The sequence below is a fragment of the Salinicola aestuarinus genome (genome assembly GCF_003206645.1).
Classification (GTDB): domain Bacteria; phylum Pseudomonadota; class Gammaproteobacteria; order Pseudomonadales; family Halomonadaceae; genus Salinicola; species Salinicola aestuarinus.
Genome location: NZ_PZJP01000006.1, coordinates 140,026 through 156,135, shown reverse-complemented (window position 1 = coordinate 156,135; position 16,110 = coordinate 140,026). Strand labels below are relative to the sequence as shown.

Here is a 16,110-nt window from a genome sequence, read left to right as displayed (position 1 = left end):
AAATGGTCATGAAGCGCATCCATGTCATCGATTCCCACACCGGCGGCGAGCCGACCCGTCTTGTCATGGAGGGCTTTCCGACCCTGCCGGGCGACACCCTGGCCGAGAAGCGGGATGCCCTGCGGGAATCCCACGATCACTGGCGTCGCGCCTGCCTGCTGGAACCGCGTGGTAACGAGGTTCTCGTCGGTGCGCTCTACTGTGAGCCCGTGACGCCGGGCGCGACCTGCGGCGTCATCTTCTTCAACAACACCGGCTATCTGGGCATGTGCGGTCACGGCACGATCGGTTTGGTCGCGTCCCTGCATCATCTCGGCTTGATCCAGCCGGGGGACCACTGGATCGACACGACCGTTGGCCCCGTCAGTGCCACCCTGCACGAAGACGGCGCGGTGACGGTGCGAAACGTGCCCGCCTACCGCTATCGCCATCGCGTCCCGGTCGAGGTGCCCGGCTATGGTCTGGTGTGTGGTGATATTGCCTGGGGGGGCAATTGGTTCTTCCTGGTCGGCGAGCACGATCAAGCGGTGACCCTTGCCAACGAGGAGGCACTGACGGCTTTTACCTGGGCGATCCGTCAGGCTCTGGACGCACAGGCGATCACCGGTGAGCACGGGGGCCATATCGACCATATCGAGCTGTTTGCCGATGACGTTGCCACGGCTGCCGAGTCCCTCGAACCCGCCGACAGCCGCAACTTCGTGCTGTGCCCGGGCAAGGCCTATGACCGCTCGCCCTGCGGCACCGGCACCAGCGCCAAACTGGCCTGCCTGGCCGCTGACGGCAAATTGGCGGCGGGGGAGCGCTGGGTTCAGTCCAGTATCACCGGCAGCCGATTCGAGGGGCATTTTGAGTGGGAGGCGCAAGAAGCGGGAGAGCCAGCGAGTGCCCTTATCCGCCCCTTCATCAAGGGCAGCGCGTTTCTCAGCGCCGACGCCACGCTGTTGATCGACGACAACGACCCCTTCGCGTGGGGCATTACCGCGACCTAGCGGCACGCCAATTCCGCTGTCGAACGACACACCATCCAGCCTTTCCAGAGGACAACCATGAGCGACTCCATCTTTACCGGCTGTATTCCTGCCCTGATGACCCCTTGCACTGCCGACCGAACGCCGGATTACGATGCGCTGGTCGCCAAGGGGCGCGAGCTCGTCGATCTCGGCATGCGTGGGGTGGTTTACTGCGGCTCCATGGGCGACTGGCCGCTGCTCAGCGAAGCCGAGCGTCAGGAAGGGGTGGCAAGACTGGTCGCCGCCGGGGTTCCCACGATCGTCGGTACCGGGGCCGTCAACTCGAAGGAAGCGGTATCCCACGCGGCGCATGCGGCCAAGGTCGGGGCGCAGGGGCTGATGGTCATTCCGCGTGTCCTCTCCCGCGGCACCTCGCTGGCTGCCCAGAAAGCGCATTTCTCGGCCATTTTGGAAGCCGCTGCCGAACTGCCCGCGGTGATCTACAACAGCCCCCACTACGGCTTTGCCACGCGCGCCGAACTGTTCTTTGCGCTACGTCGCGAACATCCGAATCTGATCGGCTTCAAGGAGTTCGGCGGGGCTGAAGACCTGCGCTATGCAGCGGAGCACATCACTTCACAGGATGACGACGTCAGCCTGATGGTCGGTGTCGACACCCAGGTGGTGCACGGCTTCGTCAACTGTCAGGCCACTGGCGCCATTACCGGTGTCGGTAACGCACTGCCCCGCGAAGTCCTGCAGCTGGTCGCGCTGAGCGAGAAAGCCGCCAGGGGCGATCTCGAGGCCCGGCGCCGGGCTCGGGAGCTGGAGTCGGCACTCAACGTGCTGTCTTCCTTCGATGAAGGCGTGGACCTGGTGCTGTATTACAAGCACTTGATGGTACTCAACGGCGACAGCGGCTACGCGCTGCACTTCAACGAAAGCGATGCCTTGAGCGAGGCACAGCGTCGTTATGTCGAGGCCCAGTACGCGCTGTTCCGTGAGTGGTATACGCAGTGGTCGGTCCAGGCGGGGTGAGCGGCGACGCCGTGCCGGGTCGAGCTGCCGGGGGAGACTGTCGGCCTGTCGCCCGTCTCGGCTGGCGCGAATGGCCCAAGGCCGGCGCGCCCCGCGGGTGTGTGGTGAGTCAATTGTGTGCTGTATACAATATGCAAAATGCTGCAATGACGATGACGACCGATCTATGGCGACTTTCAAGACCCGAGCCCAGCACGTCGCGGATGATCTGCGCGAGCGCATTCTCAGCGGCGAGTTCAAGGGCGGCTCCCAGCTTCGCCAGGATGCATTGGCGAGAGATTACGACGTCAGTCGCATACCCGTCAGGGAGGCCCTGCTGACCCTGGAGTCCGAGGGCCTGGTGGAGTTCCACGCCCACCGCGGGGCGTTCACCACCGAGCTTTCCGTGGCCGCGGTACGGGAGTTGTTCGACCTGCGCGTGCTGATCGAGACGCATGCCTTGCGGTATGCGATCCCGAATCTGACAGCGTCGGATCTCGACCAGGCCGAGGCCATCCTTGACCAGTACGACGCGGCGCTGGATTCCGGTAGTCAGATCGGGAACTGGGGCGACTACAACTTCGCGTTTCACCACGCCCTGTATGCGCCCTCGGGGCTGCCTGAAACGCTGGCGATCATCGGCCAGTTGAACACCAAGGCGGGGCGTTATATCCGCATGCAGCTGCTCTATACCCGCAAGATCGAGAAGGCCGAACGGGAACATCGCGAGTTGCTGAAGCTCGCGCGGCAGGGCGATGTCGCGAAGGCCTGCCAGTTACTGGAAACCCATATCAAGGAAGCGGCGGGAAGCGTTGTGGCGGTGCTGGAGAACAGCTTGAACAGCGCCTGAGCCCCGCCGGCTCTTTACTGTCCTGGACATGAGGTCGCGTATGTCGAATTCTCCCCATCCGGCGCCGATTGATGCCGATATCGCGGTCGTCGGCGCGGGCCTCATCGGCGTCAGCAGTGCCCTGGCGCTGGCTCGTCAGGGTCACCGGGTCGTGGTACTCGACACTCAGGAACCGGGACGGGGCGCCTCTTACGGTAACGCCGGGCATCTGGCCACCGAGCAGGTCTTTCCGATTGCCGATACCTCGATCCTGAAGTCACTACCCGGCATGCTCATGGATCCGATGGGTCCGCTGCGGCTGGATTGGAAGTACCTGCCACGCGCGCTGCCGTGGTTGACCCGCCTGATGCTGAACCTGCGCTCGACGCCGTTCGCCCAGAGCGTGGCCGGTATCGGCGCCCTCAATGCGCTCAGTCTGGCGGCCTGGCAGCGCCTGCTGGCATCGGTCAACGGCGCTCACCTGCTGAAAGCCGACGGCTCGCTCCTGGTTTACGAGAAGTCCGAGTCACGCCACAAGCTCGAGGCGCTCGAATCGCGAATGTGCCACGAAAAGGTGCCGGTCGAGCGGTGGGAGCGCGAAGCGATCCAGCAGGAGGCGCCGCAGCTATCGACGGCGCTGCTGGGCGGGTTGTTCTTCCCCGGCACGGGTCACGTACTGGACCCATCGTGGATCATCCAGACTTTGGTCGACGCCGCCCAAGGGCAGGGCGTGCGCTTCTCTCAGGAAACCGTGGGCTCGGCGCAAGTGACCGAGACCGGTGTCCGGCTCGTCACCAATCGGCGTGAGTTGACGGCCAGTCGCGTGCTGCTCGCCTGTGGCGCCCATTCGGCAGCGCTGACCGCTCAACTCACCGGCAAGCGCGTGCCGCTGGATACCGAGCGGGGTTATCACCTGATGCTACCTCGCGAACACGACAGCCTGCCGTTCGCGGTGACCTCGCTGGAGCGTCGTTTCATCATGACGCCGATGGCAACCGGCTTGCGGCTGGCCGGCACCGTGGAATTCGCGGGGCTGAATGCACCGCCCAACATGGCGCGGGCGTGGCAATTGCATCGCCTGAGCCACGGCTTGTTCAAGCGGGATCTCGACGCCGAGGGCGCGACGCCATGGATGGGTTTTCGCCCGTCTCTGCCGGATTCCCTGCCGATTATCGACCGAGTGGAAAAGGGCCGCGTGCTGCTGGCGTTTGGCCACCATCATCTCGGATTGACCCAGGCGGCGATCACCGCCGAGATCATTGCCACTCTCGCCGGCACTGAGGGTTCTTCGCCGCTTGATACCGCGATGAAGCGTCCCGGTCTACCGCCTCTGGAACCCTATCGGCTCGCCCGCTTCGGCTAGGTATGAAGTGGGCCCAATCGGTTCGCGTTGCGCGATTGGTGAGCCAGGATATTGAGGGGCTTGGGTCGGGAATTGTCTGAAAAACATGACAAAAAATTGCCGTGACGAAAGCGCCGTATAAGATGGGATTCGACGGGCAGATCGGGACGACGAAACACGGCTTGACGGCGTGCTTGTATATTTTATACAAATTATTACTGTCAGTGATGAAAGCGATAAAAACGTAATTTCCCTTAGCGAAATGAAAGGCTCGCGAAATGAAAGGCTCGCGAAATGAAAAGCTCGCGGGGTGAAGGCTGGCGGAGTAAAAGGCACCGCGTTTGATGTAGTCCCGGTACGACAGGGCGTAACGCCCACCCCTTTGCAGTACGCATAGAACAATGACGAACAATCAAAAGCACTGAAAGGAGTATTGCGGTATGGGTAATTTTCTCAAGTGGGTCGCGTCCGCGGCACTCGTTAATGTCGCCATTGGACCGCTTGCTCTGGCGCAGGACGATCCCATTACGCTAGGCGTTCAGGTGCCGACGACCGGCTCTGAAGCCACCTATGGCAAGGATATGTTCAACGCCATCTCGCTGGCTGCCGACGAAATCAATGCCGACGGTGGGCTGCTGGGTGGCCGCCAGATCGAACTGGTGTCCGGCGATAGCGCCTGTGATCCGCAGCAGTCGGTCAATGCGGCCAGCCGGCTCGCCTCGCTGGAAGTCGTCGGTGTCGTGGGCGGATATTGTTCCGGCGCGACCCAGCCCACGCTCAAGGTCTATGGCGACGCCAATATTCCGTTCGTCATCGTGGCGGCCAACTCGACGCAGTTGATCCCGGCCAATCCGGGCAACGCGGTGATGATCAATTCGACCGGCAACGATCAGGCCAAGACCGCCCTCGACTTCTTCGAAGGCGAAGAGATCGAGAAGCTGGCCATCGTCAATCAGGGCGATGCCTATTCACAGGATCTGGCCAACCTGACCCGCGACGCCTGGAGCGAAGCTGGCCATACCGTCTCCGCGTTCGAATACGTCAACAAGGGGGAGCAGGACTTTTCCGCGCTGGTCAACAAGATTCGGAGCTCCGGTGCCGATGCCGTGTTCTGGACCGCCTACTACGCCGACGGCGGCCTTCTGATCCGTCAGCTTCGTCAGCGGGGATTTCAGGGGCTGATCGCCGTGGGTGACGGCTCCAACTCGCCTAAACTGTTCGACATCGCCGGTCAGGCCGCTGAAGGCGTGTTCGCATTCTCGAACCCCACCGCCGACTTTCTGCCAGCCGCCCAGCAGTTCATCAGCGATTACAACGCGCAGTTCGATAATTCCCCGGGGCCCTATGCACCGCTCGCCTACGACGGGCTGCAGTTAATGGCCTGGGCGATCGACAAGGCCGGTACGACAGACGGCGATGCCATCATCTCGGCGTTGAACAGCGCCGACGGTCAGGAGTGGCTGGCCGGGCCGGTCGCCTTTACCCCGGAGCATACTCTGTCGCGCAGCAACTTCGTGGTACTCGAAGGTCAGGACGGCAACTGGACCCGCTACGAACCCTAACGGCTAGTTTTCCGGTTCGGGCATCGGCTCGAGCCGGAAATGACGATCCGCGTTGCTGACAATGCGCCTGCAACGCGGTCGTCCTGACTTCCCGCTGTCCAGAGATGCACGCTCATGACCTGGTACGACTCTTTTCTACAGCAGCTCGTTGACGGGCTGGTGCTGGGCTCCTTTTACGCCCTGGTGGCGCTCGGTTACACCATGGTGTTCGGGGTCATCAAACTACTCAATTTCGCCCATGGCGATCTCTACATGACTGGCGCCTTCGTCGGCTTCGGCGGCCTGTCGCTGGTGTCGGGATTTCTCGGCGCGGGCTGGCTCGGCATCTTCGTCGCCATGCTGTTGGCCATGCTGGCGGTGGGATGTCTCGGCGTGGTGATCGAGCGAGTCGCCTACCACCCCATGCTCGGTGCGCCGAGACTGTCGATTCTGATTACTGCGCTGGCCGTTTCGCTGGTGCTGCAGAATGCCGCGCTGGCACTGACCGGCGGCCAGTACACCGCCTTTCGTACCGAACTGGGGTTTGGCGGCTTCAACCTCGGCAACCTGTTTCTTTCCTACAACCAGATCGTGCTGGTCGCGACCGCCGGGGTATTGATGATCGGCCTCGAGCTGTTCGTCTCCAAAACGCTATACGGTCGCGCCATGCGGGCAGTCTCCATCGACAAGGACATGTGCCGAATGATGGGGATCAACGTGTCTGCGGTGATCGCGGTGACGTTTTTCATCGGCTCCGGGCTGGCCGCCGCGGCAGGCACCATGGCGGGCGCGTACTACGGCAGCATCTGGTACTTCATGGGGTTTCTGATCGGACTCAAGGCGTTTACCGCAGCCGTCATCGGCGGTATCGGCAGTATTCCAGGCGCGATGCTCGGTGGTCTGATCCTGGGATTGCTGGAGTCCTTCGGTACGCATATTCCGTTCATCGGGAGTGAGTGGAAGGATGTCTTTACCTTCTCGATCCTGATCCTGGTGCTGGTGTTCAAGCCCACGGGATTACTCGGCAAATCCGAAGTGGAAAGGATGTGATATGAACGATCATTCAGCACCGACAACGGACGAGCCCAAACCCCGAAACCTCTTTCAGCGTCTCTACGCGGCCTTCGAATCCCCGGGAAGACGACGGTTTCTTCATGCGGTCATCATCGCCATCCTGATCATTACACCCTGGGTCTCGAGCCAATACACGACGGTGATCCTCACCAATGCACTGCTCTATGTCGTGCTGTGTCTGGGACTCAATATCGTGGTCGGCTATGCCGGGCTGCTCGATCTCGGCTATGCCGCCTTCTTCGCCGTCGGTGCCTATACGGTGGGGATCCTGACACAGCAGTTCGGCATCAATTTCTGGGCGGCCATACCCTTTGCCATCATGGCGGCGGCGCTCGCCGGGGTCATTATCGGTGGCCCCACGTTGCGGCTACGCAGCGATTATCTGGCGATCGTGACTTTGGGATTCGGTGAAATCGTGCGTTTTACCGCCCGCAACCTGGAGATTACCGGCGGGGCCAGTGGTCTCTCTCACATTCCCGAGCCGTCGCTTTTCGGCTGGCACATCGATAATTCGATCGATTTCTACTACGTCTTCGTCGTGCTGGCCGTACTGGCGTATATCGCCAGTCAGCGACTCTTCGATTCTCGTCTCGGACGGGCCTGGCTCTACGTGCGACATGATGAAGATGCCGCCGAGGCCATGGGGATCAATCGCGTCGCGACCAAGTTGGCGGCTTATATCATCGGGGCCATCTTCGGGGCGGTCGGGGGCATTTTCTTCTCGGTCAATCTAGGGGCCATTTCGCCGGAAAGTTTCAGTTTTCAGCAATCGGTGCTGATTCTACTGGCGGTCGTTCTGGGGGGCATGGGCAAGATTCCGGGCGTCATTCTCGGGGCCTTCATCGTGGTGCTGGGACCGGAATTACTCCGCGAGTTCGGCACGCTTCGACTGCTGATCTTCGCCGTGCTGCTGCTGCTGATCATGCTGTTCCGGCCGAGTGGTATCTGGCCCGAGAAACGTTCCTAGGGGAAAGCGATGCTGCTGCAACTGAAACAGGTGTCGCTGAGCTTCGCGGGCAACACCGTACTGCATGACGTCAATTTTGGCGTCGACTCGGGGGTAATCCATAGTCTGATCGGCCCCAATGGTGCCGGCAAGACGTCGATGTTCAATGTGATCACCGGCTTCTACCGGCCCCAGGCGGGTGATATCACCCTGGATGGCGAGCGAATTGTCAGGCGCAAGCCGCACGCCGTCACCCGGCTCGGCATTGCGCGAACCTTCCAGAACGTCCGGCTGTTCCGAGAGATGTCGGTACTCGAGAACGTGATGGCAGGCCAGCATTGCCGGACGCGGTCGGGGGCTCTGGCGGCGGTGCTTCGATTACCCAGTCAGCGTGCTGAAGAGCGCCAGATTCTCGAGACCAGTCTCGAATGTCTCGAGTTCGTCGGCCTGCTGGACTATCAGGAGCGCCTGGCGACCAACCTCTCCTACGGTCATCAGCGTCGCGTCGAAATTGCCCGCGCCCTGGCGACCCAACCCAAGCTGTTGCTGCTCGACGAGCCGGCGGCGGGACTCAATACCAGTGAAAAGCACGCGCTGATCGAGCTGATTCGGCGCATTCGTGATGAACGCGGCGTTGCCGTGCTGCTGATCGAGCACGACATGAGCCTGGTGATGAGCGTCTCCGAGCAGATCAGCGTGCTGGACCACGGGAGTCTGATCACCGAGGGCGATCCGCAAACGGTGCAGAACGACCCCAGAGTGATCGAGGCCTATCTCGGTCAGGACGATGAGGAACTGGCACTGTGATGGAAACCTATATCGGACCTGATCCCGCGCTCAGCGTAGCCCGCCCCGGTAACGTGCGTCTCAGCATCCGTGATGTCGAAGCCTTCTACGGCAAGATTCAGGCGTTGCGGGGCGTGTCGCTCGATGTCCACGAAGGCGAGATCGTCACGCTGCTGGGCAGCAATGGGGCCGGCAAGTCGACCACGCTCAAGACGGTGTCGGGGCTGGTGCGAGCGCAGCGAGGCGACGTTCAACTCGAAGGCGCGTCGATCTCCAAACTAGCGGCGCATGAGATCGCCCGTCGTGGCGTGGTCCACGTGCCCGAAGGACGACACATCCTGCGCGGATTGACGGTCAAGGAAAATCTCGAGCTTGGCGCCTTTACCGTCAAGGACAGCGCGGTGCGGCGGCAACGGCTCAACGAGGTTTATGAGCTTTTTCCGATTCTGCATGAGCGGCGCCACCAGGACGGCTCTCTGCTCTCCGGTGGGCAGCAGCAGATGCTGGCCATGGGACGCGCGCTGATGCACGGTCCCAGCGTGATGCTGCTCGATGAACCCTCGATGGGCCTGGCGCCGAAACTCGTCACCGACATCATGCGCATCATCAAGCGCCTGAACGAGGCGGGCACCACCATTCTGCTGGTTGAGCAGAATGCGCGTCTGGCACTCCGTCTCGCGCACTATGCCTATGTGATCGAGAACGGCACGATTCGCATGCAGGGCGAGGCGGCCCGACTGCGTGAAGACGAGTCGATCGTGAAAGCCTACCTGGGCATGGGTGACTAGGCGGGAGCCAGCAGCACGGGGCGTCGAGCGCTCTTCTCCCGCCACGGCGAATTCATTGCAGACCCCGCCTGTCATGGCTGGCATCAGTCGTCATGCCTGGCGCCAGCCGTGATTCCAGGGATGCGCGGTCATGTCCCGCATGATGGTGGGGCGCCCGTGTGGCGCGGCCCGCCGCCTTCCGCCGCGACGCCAAGAGAGCCTTCGTGCCGGGTCGCCTTCCCCTGCACGCTGTGTGGTTTCCCACTCTAAGTTACGCCACGGCACGCCACTCCACGCCGCGGCGTCCGGTGATCAGTCGCACCCGACGACTGAGGCCGGCCGCGTGATGGCGCAGGCGAGCAGCGGGTCGTTCGGCTTTCGCAGTCACGCGAGTCCGGTTGACGGCGCATTGCGCGATTGCCTCCAGGGCAGGTAAAACTCCAATCCTACGGAACGATCATTGCCAGCCCTTGTGACACCGCTTGCCGTAGAACATCGATCGTCCCAGCGCCCTGCGCGATTAAAGGCCACTTCTCGAAAAGGTTTTCGCCTATCCGTGCACTCTCCCATTGCCAATACGACGGGAAGGGGCTCGTGATTCGCGGGTGCAAAGCGTTAAGTCGTTTTCTCGAGCGTTATATCAGTTCGCTGTTTGTTTGCCCGTTGGGCCGACAATAGCCTCGGTCAGTCAGGTGGACTCAAGCGGATTAATCGGGCCTGGCGTTCATACGAGTTTGCGAGAGAGTTTGCGATCGGTACGAAATCTTTCATGTAAACAGGGCGTTGAGTTCAAAAATATCTTTGACGAGGCTGATCCGTTTTACGCAGGCTGAGCGCGCGCGCTCAAAAGCTTGCTGATGTGGGTTGTGCGGCCGATAATATCGATATCGAAGCCCGGGATGGAGCGGGATCCGCCAAGTCTAAAAGGTGTTTGATGATCTCTTTTCTGCATAAAGGCGATGGGATAGGCGTCTTCGATGAGTAGCCGCCGCCAGGTCACAATCAGCGATATTGCCAGGCATGTTGGGCTGACCGATATGACGGTATCGCGGGCCCTGAATAAACCCGAAAAGGTCAAATCAGAAACCCGCGACAGAATTCTGGCGGCGGCCAGGGAGCTGGGTTATGTGCAGAATGCTTTTGCCAGTCATCTGCGTAGCCGCAAGAATCGATTGATCGGAGTTGTCACTGCCAGCGTGGATAACCCTTTTTATAGCGAAGTCATCAAGGCGATCTCGCAGGCGGCCAAACAGTATGATTACACCATCATGCTGATCGACACGGATGGCTCGCCGGCGCGGGAAGCGGTGGCGATCGAGACGCTGCTGAGCTATCAGGTCTCCGGGATCATTCTCTCGCCCAGTTCCGATGCGGACGACTACCTCCCGGCCTATCTCGAGCGTCTGCGCGCGACCCATCTGCCTGTAGTGATGCTCGACCGCATCTTGAACGTGCCGGACTTCAGTCGGGTGGTGCTCGACAACCACCTCTCCGGAAAGCTCCTGGGGCAGCTAATGGTAAAAAAGGGAATCCAGCGCGTGCTGGCGTTGACGGGCCCTTGTGAATCGCACATCACGGAACGTCGCCTGGCGGGTTTCCAGCAGGCTTATGCCGAGGCAGGGCACGACCTTACGTTGGTGCAGCGTCCCGGTGACTACACACTGCCCCCGGCCTATCGCGACATGGCGGCGTATCTGCGTGACGGTGAGCGTCCCGAGGCCGTGTTTGGTTTCAATCAGCTGATTACCCTGGGGGCGATGCGTGCCCTTCACGATGCCGGGATATCTCGAGACGACGTGCTCGTCTTCGGTATCGATCGTCTTCCCTATGCCGATATCTTCGATGTCTCGATTCCGTGCGCCGCCCATGACACCTATCAGCTGGGGCGCGACGCCTTCACGCTGCTCTTCGAGGCCATCAACGATCCCGGCGTGGCGAGTCGCGAGATCGTTATCTCCCCCGAACTTTTTGTCGATCCCCTCCCTTCGCACGGCGCCCCGTTCCCGGGCTGAAGCCGGCCGTTCTCTCCCGCTGTATCCCGGGCGCCGGCTAGTGCGCCGTGAAGCCGCCGTCGATCGGCAGGCAGGCGCCGCTGATCATCGAAGCTGCGTCGCTCAGCAGAAAGGCAACGGGCAGCGCGACTTCCCGCGGCAGGGCAAAGCGCCCCAGGGGGATGGCGGCCAGCATGGGATCGCGCTTGACGGGGTCCGACCAGGCACGCTCTGCCATCGGTGTGAGGGTCACGGTGGGATTGACGCTGTTGACGCGGATCCCGCTGGCGCCGAGCTCGAGACAGAGTACTCGGGTCATGGCATCCATGGCCGCTTTCGAGGCGCAATACCCGAGATGGCCGGGTAGTGCCGCCATGGAAGCCTGACTCGAAACATTGACGATACTGCCCTGACGACCGTTGGCGATCATCTGGCGAGCGGCTTCCCGGGTGACCACGGCACTGGCGGTGACGTTGGTGGAGAGAATGCGGTCGATATCGTCGGCCTTCACGTCCAGGACGCCATCGAGCAGGGAGATGCCGGCGCAGTTCACCAGCCCGTCGAGGGGGGGCATCTCGGCGAAGGCGTCGGTGACCGCCGCTTCATCGGTAATGTCGATCGCGACAGTCATCGCCCCCAGCGACTGCTTGAGTTCGGCGAGCTGGTCCGCGTTGCGTCCGAACAGGACCAGTTCGGCCCCCAGTTCGCTGAGCGAGCGGGCGATATCGAGGCCGATGCCGCTGGTGGCTCCCGTGACCAGGATGCGGTGGTTTTGAAGCGCGAAATTCATCATGAATAGTCACTCGCTGGAAGTGTCGGCAGTCGTCAGCCTGTGCATGATCGGCTTGAGGGTGGGGTAGAGCTGGCAATAGAGCGCGAAGAGAGTGTCGTAGTGGGCGGCGGCGGCCTCGGAGGGCGTCGCCCGCTCGAGCAGTGTGCCGTGTCGCAACGACGGGTCGAGATCGAGAAGCCCCGTCGCCTGCCCGGCCAGCAGCGCGGCGCCGAGGGCGGCTTCCACGTTTTCCCGGTAGGTGTAGACGGGCATGCGCGTGACATCCGCGATGATCTGCATCCAGAGATCCGACTGCGCGGCGCCACCCACCACGATCAGGTGATCGTCCAGCGGCACGCCGCGCTCGGTGCCTGCCTCCATGTTATGGCGCAGGGCGAAGGTGACGCCCTCCAGCACCGCGCGGTAGAGGTGGTGTCGGCGGTGATAGAGGCTTAGCCCGATGAAGCTGGCGCTGGCCTGGGCGTCCCATACCGGACTGCGCTCCCCCATCAGGTAAGGCAGAAAGAGCAGGCCTTCGGCCCCCGGGGCGAGCGCGCTGGCGGGGGGTTCGAGCTGTTCGAAGACGCTCCCGGCGTCGCTATCACCATCCCGCTGGCAGAACGTGTCGACGAACCAGCTGACCGAGGCGCCGGCGGTGAGGGCGCCACCGAAGGTATAGAGATCGCGGTGGCTGTTCAGAACGTGCGGCATGCTGATGAGCCCCTGGCGGGCGTCGATGCGCTGATTGATCACGCCCCAGCACATGCTGGTGCCGATCATCGCGACATGATTGCCGGGACGGGTGGCCCCGGCGGCCAGCGTCGCCATCGCGGCATCGACACCACCGGCGATCACCGGAATGCCGGGGCAGAGCCCAACGGCGTCGGCTATCTCCGGCAGCAGGCCGCCAACGGTGGCGGCGGACTCGACCAGGCGCTCCGGCAGCTTGTCGAGGTCGAGGCCCAATGCATCGATCATCTCCGTCGACCAGGTCCGCTCGTTGAGGTCGTAGATGCCGCCGATATTGCCCGCCGAGCAGTGGTCGGTGGCGATCTCGCCGCTCAGGCGATAGTTGATGTAACTGTTCGGCGGCAGCAGGTAGCGGGTCCGCTGCCAGACGTCGGGTCGCTCCGCTTTCAGCCACATCATCTTGGTGAAGCCGTAGTAGCTGTCGACGCCGTTGCCGGTGATCTCTCCCAGCCGGGCGAGATCGAGGGTCGACTTCACCCACTGAACCTGGGCTTCGGCACGCCGATCCATCCAGATCAGGCAAGGGTGCAGCGGTTCGATCCGGGCATCGACCGGGATGCCCGAGCCGCCGTAGAGGCTGCTGACGCCGATGCCCTGGACATCAGAAGGATCGATGCCCGGCGAACGAAGACAGGCGTTCAGACAGGCCAACACCGCCTCCCACCAGACGTCCGGCCACTGCTCGGCCCAGAGCGGGCGAGGGGTATCGACCCGGTAGCCGTGACTGGCTTCGGCCAGGATCTGACCCCGGGCATCGACCACCACGGCCTTGGTGCTTTGGGTGCCGATATCGATACCGATGACCGTCTGCATGGGCTTCTCCTTCTTGCGGCGCCGAATGGAAGGCCTTGTCAGGGCGTGCGCTTACGGCTGATGTAGATCGCCAGCAGGATGATCAGACCCTTGATGACGTTCTGCAGGTAGGGCGAGACCCCCATGAGGTTAAGGCCGTTGTTGAGCACCCCGAGCAGCATGGCGCCGACCAGCGTGCCGAGAATCATGCCGCGCCCGCCGGTAATGGCGGCGCCTCCGAGGACGACGGCGGCGATGGCGTCGAGTTCGAAGCCGATCCCGGCATTGGGTTGGCCGCTCATCAGCCGCGAGGTCAGGATCAGCCCCGCAATGGCGGCGGTGGTGCCACTCAGGGCGTAGACCAGCAGCTTGTAGCGGGAGACCCGAATGCCGGATAGCCGCGTCGCCTCCTCGTTACCGCCGATCGCGTAGAGGTAGCGACCGGTCGCCGTATGGCCAAGCAGCACGTACCCAATGGCATAGACGGCGATCATGATCAGGATGGGCATTTCGATGCCCGCCAGTGTTCCGCGTCCGAAGAAGGCGAAATCCGCAGGCAGCCCGGAGATCGGGTAGCCGCCGGTGTAGATCAGGCCGAGGCCACGCGCGATCCCCATGGTGGCGAGGGTGACGATGATGGGCGGCATGCCGGCGAAGGCAACGAAGACACCGTTGAAGGCACCGAAGGCGGCCCCGACCAGCACACCGAGCAGGATCGCCACGGGCATCGGCACGCCGGCCACCATCAGACCCGCCATCAGGGTGCCCGATAGCGCCATGACCGGGCCCACCGAAAGATCGATACCGCCAGTGAGAATGGCCAGACTCATGCCGGCGGCGATGATGGCAATGATCGACGCCTGGCGCGCCAGATTGATCTGGTTACTGGCGGTCAGGAAGTTCTCGTTGATCAATGCCATCGCAATGAACACGACGATGAAGCCGATCAGTGGATAGAAGACTGGGGTGCGGCGCCAGCCATCCAGTCGCGTCTTGAACGACGAACGAGAAGTGCCGGGCTTTGAGGCGAGCTGGCTCATAGGCTGAGTCCCCCCGTGGCATGGTGCATGATGGATTGAGAGCTGAGATCGTCGCCTTGCAGTTCGGCAGCGATCTGGCCGTGGTAGAAGACGGCCGCGCGATCGCAGAGGCCGAGCACTTCAGGGAGTTCCGAGGAGATCATGATGATGGAGACGCCTTTGGCCGTGAGTTCCTTCATCAGGGCGTAGATCTCCGATTTGGCGCCGACATCGATGCCGCGCGTGGGTTCGTCGAAGATCAGGACCTTGCACTGATGCCCCAGCCAGCGAGCGATGACCACCTTCTGCTGGTTACCGCCGCTGAGATCGCCGACCGCGGTCTCCGGACCGGGGGCCTTGACCCGTACCGACGCCATCAGCTTCTCGGCAGCCAAGGACTCCTGGCGGCGGCTTATCAGCGGCAGAGTGCCCTGGAACTGGCTCAGGTTGTTCAAGGAGATGTTGTCGCGACAGGAGAAGGGGAGGATCAAGCCTTGGGTCTTGCGACTTTCCGGCAGTAGCCCGATGCCCTGTTTGAGCGCGCTGGCGGGGTGGCGCAGCCGGACCGGTCTTCCCTCCATCTTGACGCTGGCATGCGCCGGGCGGGTGGCGCCGATCAACCCCATTGCCAGCTCGGTGCGGCCTGAGCCCACCAGGCCGGCGAACCCCAGAATCTCCCCGCGATGCAGCTTCAGCGAGTGCTCGGGGCTCTCCGCCTCGAGGCGCAGGGATTCTATGTCGAGTACCACGTCGTCCCAGACAGCGTCGCACCGGTAGTCGGGGAAGATGTTGTCGACACGTCGACCCACCATCTTCTCGATAAGATCGTCAGGCGTGGTCGCGGCGGTCTCGCAGTCGTGGACCTTTTCGCCGTCGCGCATCACGGTCACCCGATCGCAGATCGTGAAGATCTCCTCCATGTGGTGGGAGATGAACACCATGCCCACCGCCTGTTCGCGAAGCTCTCGCATGATCGCGAACAGGTGATCAGCTTCGCTGGGGGTCAGCGTGGCGGTTGGCTCGTCGAGAACGAGCAGACGCGCGTCGAGGGAGAGCGCCTTGGCGATCTCGATGAACTGCTGGTCGGCCACGCTCAATTCAGCGATGGGGCAGTTCAGCGGGATCGATACCTTCAGGCGCTCGAGAAGATGCTGAGCCTCGCGGGCCATGGCGGACCGGTCGCGCAGCCCGAATCGGTTGCGCTTTTCCCGGCCCAGAAAGATGTTGTCCACGGCATCGAGATCGGGGATCAGGCTGAATTCCTGGAAGATGATGCCAACCCCTGCCTCCAGTGCGTCCTGATAGCCGTGAAAATGACGCACCTCGCCGTCAATCAGGATGTCGCCCTCGTCCTGCTGGTAGATGCCGCAGAGGATCTTCATCAACGTTGATTTGCCGGCACCGTTCTCACCCAACAGCGCATGCACCTCACCCGCGTGAACATCGAGGGAGACGTCCGTCAGCGCCTTGACCCCGGGAAACGACTTCGAAATGTGTTGCAGAGACAATAGTGGCGTCATGGACACACCCT

14 protein-coding genes are annotated in these 16,110 nt (G+C 62.3%); 10 read left to right on the top strand and 4 right to left on the bottom strand.

Features of this window, described 5'->3' with window-relative positions; all coding sequences use genetic code 11:
* The first annotated feature begins 8 nt into the window (after positions 1–8).
* The 10 genes from DOM41_RS10430 (at position 9) to DOM41_RS10385 (ending at position 11,267) form a co-directional block, all read left to right on the top strand.
* Positions 9–992, top strand: a complete 984-nt coding sequence (locus DOM41_RS10430; protein ID WP_110686806.1) for a 4-hydroxyproline epimerase — start codon at positions 9–11, stop codon at positions 990–992.
* 57 nt (positions 993–1,049) lie between these two features.
* Positions 1,050–1,991: a dihydrodipicolinate synthase family protein gene (locus DOM41_RS10425; RefSeq protein ID WP_110686805.1), complete on the top strand. Its 942-nt coding sequence runs from the start codon at positions 1,050–1,052 to the stop codon at positions 1,989–1,991.
* A gap of 166 nt (positions 1,992–2,157) precedes the next feature.
* Positions 2,158–2,820, top strand: coding sequence for a GntR family transcriptional regulator (locus DOM41_RS10420; RefSeq protein ID WP_110686804.1), 663 nt, complete (start codon positions 2,158–2,160; stop codon positions 2,818–2,820).
* 40 nt (positions 2,821–2,860) lie between these two features.
* Positions 2,861–4,162, top strand: coding sequence for an NAD(P)/FAD-dependent oxidoreductase (locus DOM41_RS10415; RefSeq protein ID WP_110686803.1), 1,302 nt, complete (start codon positions 2,861–2,863; stop codon positions 4,160–4,162).
* 419 nt (positions 4,163–4,581) lie between these two features.
* A complete protein-coding gene (locus tag DOM41_RS10410) occupies positions 4,582–5,703 on the top strand; it encodes a branched-chain amino acid ABC transporter substrate-binding protein (protein ID WP_110686802.1) in 1,122 nt (373 codons plus the stop codon).
* Positions 5,704–5,817: 114 nt separating this feature from the next.
* Positions 5,818–6,732 (top strand): branched-chain amino acid ABC transporter permease, encoded by a 915-nt coding sequence (locus tag DOM41_RS10405; RefSeq protein WP_110686801.1) that lies wholly within the window; start codon positions 5,818–5,820, stop codon positions 6,730–6,732.
* Position 6,733: 1 nt separating this feature from the next.
* Positions 6,734–7,723, top strand: a complete 990-nt coding sequence (locus DOM41_RS10400) for a branched-chain amino acid ABC transporter permease (RefSeq protein ID WP_110686800.1) — start codon at positions 6,734–6,736, stop codon at positions 7,721–7,723.
* Positions 7,724–7,732: 9 nt separating this feature from the next.
* Positions 7,733–8,509 (top strand): ABC transporter ATP-binding protein, encoded by a 777-nt coding sequence (locus DOM41_RS10395; RefSeq protein WP_110686799.1) that lies wholly within the window; start codon positions 7,733–7,735, stop codon positions 8,507–8,509.
* The gene (locus DOM41_RS10390; protein ID WP_110686798.1) at positions 8,509–9,276 is read left to right on the top strand and encodes an ABC transporter ATP-binding protein; all 768 of its coding nucleotides are present in this window, start codon (positions 8,509–8,511) and stop codon (positions 9,274–9,276) included. Before DOM41_RS10395 ends, DOM41_RS10390 begins: the two co-directional genes overlap by 1 nt.
* A gap of 956 nt (positions 9,277–10,232) precedes the next feature.
* On the top strand, positions 10,233–11,267 hold the full coding sequence (locus DOM41_RS10385) for a LacI family DNA-binding transcriptional regulator (RefSeq protein ID WP_110686797.1): 1,035 nt from the start codon (positions 10,233–10,235) through the stop codon (positions 11,265–11,267).
* A 37-nt stretch (positions 11,268–11,304) separates the two neighbouring features.
* Here the strand turns inward: DOM41_RS10385 and DOM41_RS10380 are convergent, their stop codons facing one another.
* From DOM41_RS10380 to DOM41_RS10365, 4 genes are read right to left on the bottom strand one after another with little or no spacing between them, the layout of a single operon-like run.
* Positions 11,305–12,039 (bottom strand): SDR family oxidoreductase, encoded by a 735-nt coding sequence (locus DOM41_RS10380; protein ID WP_223160974.1) that lies wholly within the window; start codon positions 12,037–12,039, stop codon positions 11,305–11,307.
* Between the two features lie 6 nt (positions 12,040–12,045).
* On the bottom strand, positions 12,046–13,581 hold the full coding sequence (locus tag DOM41_RS10375; protein WP_110686796.1) for an FGGY-family carbohydrate kinase: 1,536 nt from the start codon (positions 13,579–13,581) through the stop codon (positions 12,046–12,048).
* A 38-nt stretch (positions 13,582–13,619) separates the two neighbouring features.
* Positions 13,620–14,600 carry an ABC transporter permease gene (locus tag DOM41_RS10370; RefSeq protein ID WP_110686795.1) on the bottom strand — a complete coding sequence of 327 codons (981 nt, stop codon included), beginning with the start codon at positions 14,598–14,600 and terminating at the stop codon, positions 13,620–13,622.
* Complete coding sequence (locus DOM41_RS10365; RefSeq protein WP_110686794.1) at positions 14,597–16,099, bottom strand: sugar ABC transporter ATP-binding protein; 1,503 nt, start codon at positions 16,097–16,099, stop codon at positions 14,597–14,599. Before DOM41_RS10365 ends, DOM41_RS10370 begins: the two co-directional genes overlap by 4 nt.
* Positions 16,100–16,110 lie beyond the last annotated feature (11 nt).

What these genes read in the sequence shown, in the direction of transcription:
- DOM41_RS10430 (WP_110686806.1), top strand. Translation starts at nt 9, where the DNA reads ATGAAGCGCATCCATGTCATCGATTCCCACACCGGCGGCGAGCCGACC.
- DOM41_RS10425 (WP_110686805.1), top strand. Translation starts at nt 1,050, where the DNA reads ATGAGCGACTCCATCTTTACCGGCTGTATTCCTGCCCTGATGACCCCT.
- DOM41_RS10420 (WP_110686804.1), top strand. Translation starts at nt 2,158, where the DNA reads ATGGCGACTTTCAAGACCCGAGCCCAGCACGTCGCGGATGATCTGCGC.
- DOM41_RS10415 (WP_110686803.1), top strand. Translation starts at nt 2,861, where the DNA reads ATGTCGAATTCTCCCCATCCGGCGCCGATTGATGCCGATATCGCGGTC.
- DOM41_RS10410 (WP_110686802.1), top strand. Translation starts at nt 4,582, where the DNA reads ATGGGTAATTTTCTCAAGTGGGTCGCGTCCGCGGCACTCGTTAATGTC.
- DOM41_RS10405 (WP_110686801.1), top strand. Translation starts at nt 5,818, where the DNA reads ATGACCTGGTACGACTCTTTTCTACAGCAGCTCGTTGACGGGCTGGTG.
- DOM41_RS10400 (WP_110686800.1), top strand. Translation starts at nt 6,734, where the DNA reads ATGAACGATCATTCAGCACCGACAACGGACGAGCCCAAACCCCGAAAC.
- DOM41_RS10395 (WP_110686799.1), top strand. Translation starts at nt 7,733, where the DNA reads ATGCTGCTGCAACTGAAACAGGTGTCGCTGAGCTTCGCGGGCAACACC.
- DOM41_RS10390 (WP_110686798.1), top strand. Translation starts at nt 8,509, where the DNA reads ATGGAAACCTATATCGGACCTGATCCCGCGCTCAGCGTAGCCCGCCCC.
- DOM41_RS10385 (WP_110686797.1), top strand. Translation starts at nt 10,233, where the DNA reads ATGAGTAGCCGCCGCCAGGTCACAATCAGCGATATTGCCAGGCATGTT.
- DOM41_RS10380 (WP_223160974.1), bottom strand. Translation starts at nt 12,039, where the DNA reads ATGATGAATTTCGCGCTTCAAAACCACCGCATCCTGGTCACGGGAGCC.
- DOM41_RS10375 (WP_110686796.1), bottom strand. Translation starts at nt 13,581, where the DNA reads ATGCAGACGGTCATCGGTATCGATATCGGCACCCAAAGCACCAAGGCC.
- DOM41_RS10370 (WP_110686795.1), bottom strand. Translation starts at nt 14,600, where the DNA reads ATGAGCCAGCTCGCCTCAAAGCCCGGCACTTCTCGTTCGTCGTTCAAG.
- DOM41_RS10365 (WP_110686794.1), bottom strand. Translation starts at nt 16,099, where the DNA reads ATGACGCCACTATTGTCTCTGCAACACATTTCGAAGTCGTTTCCCGGG.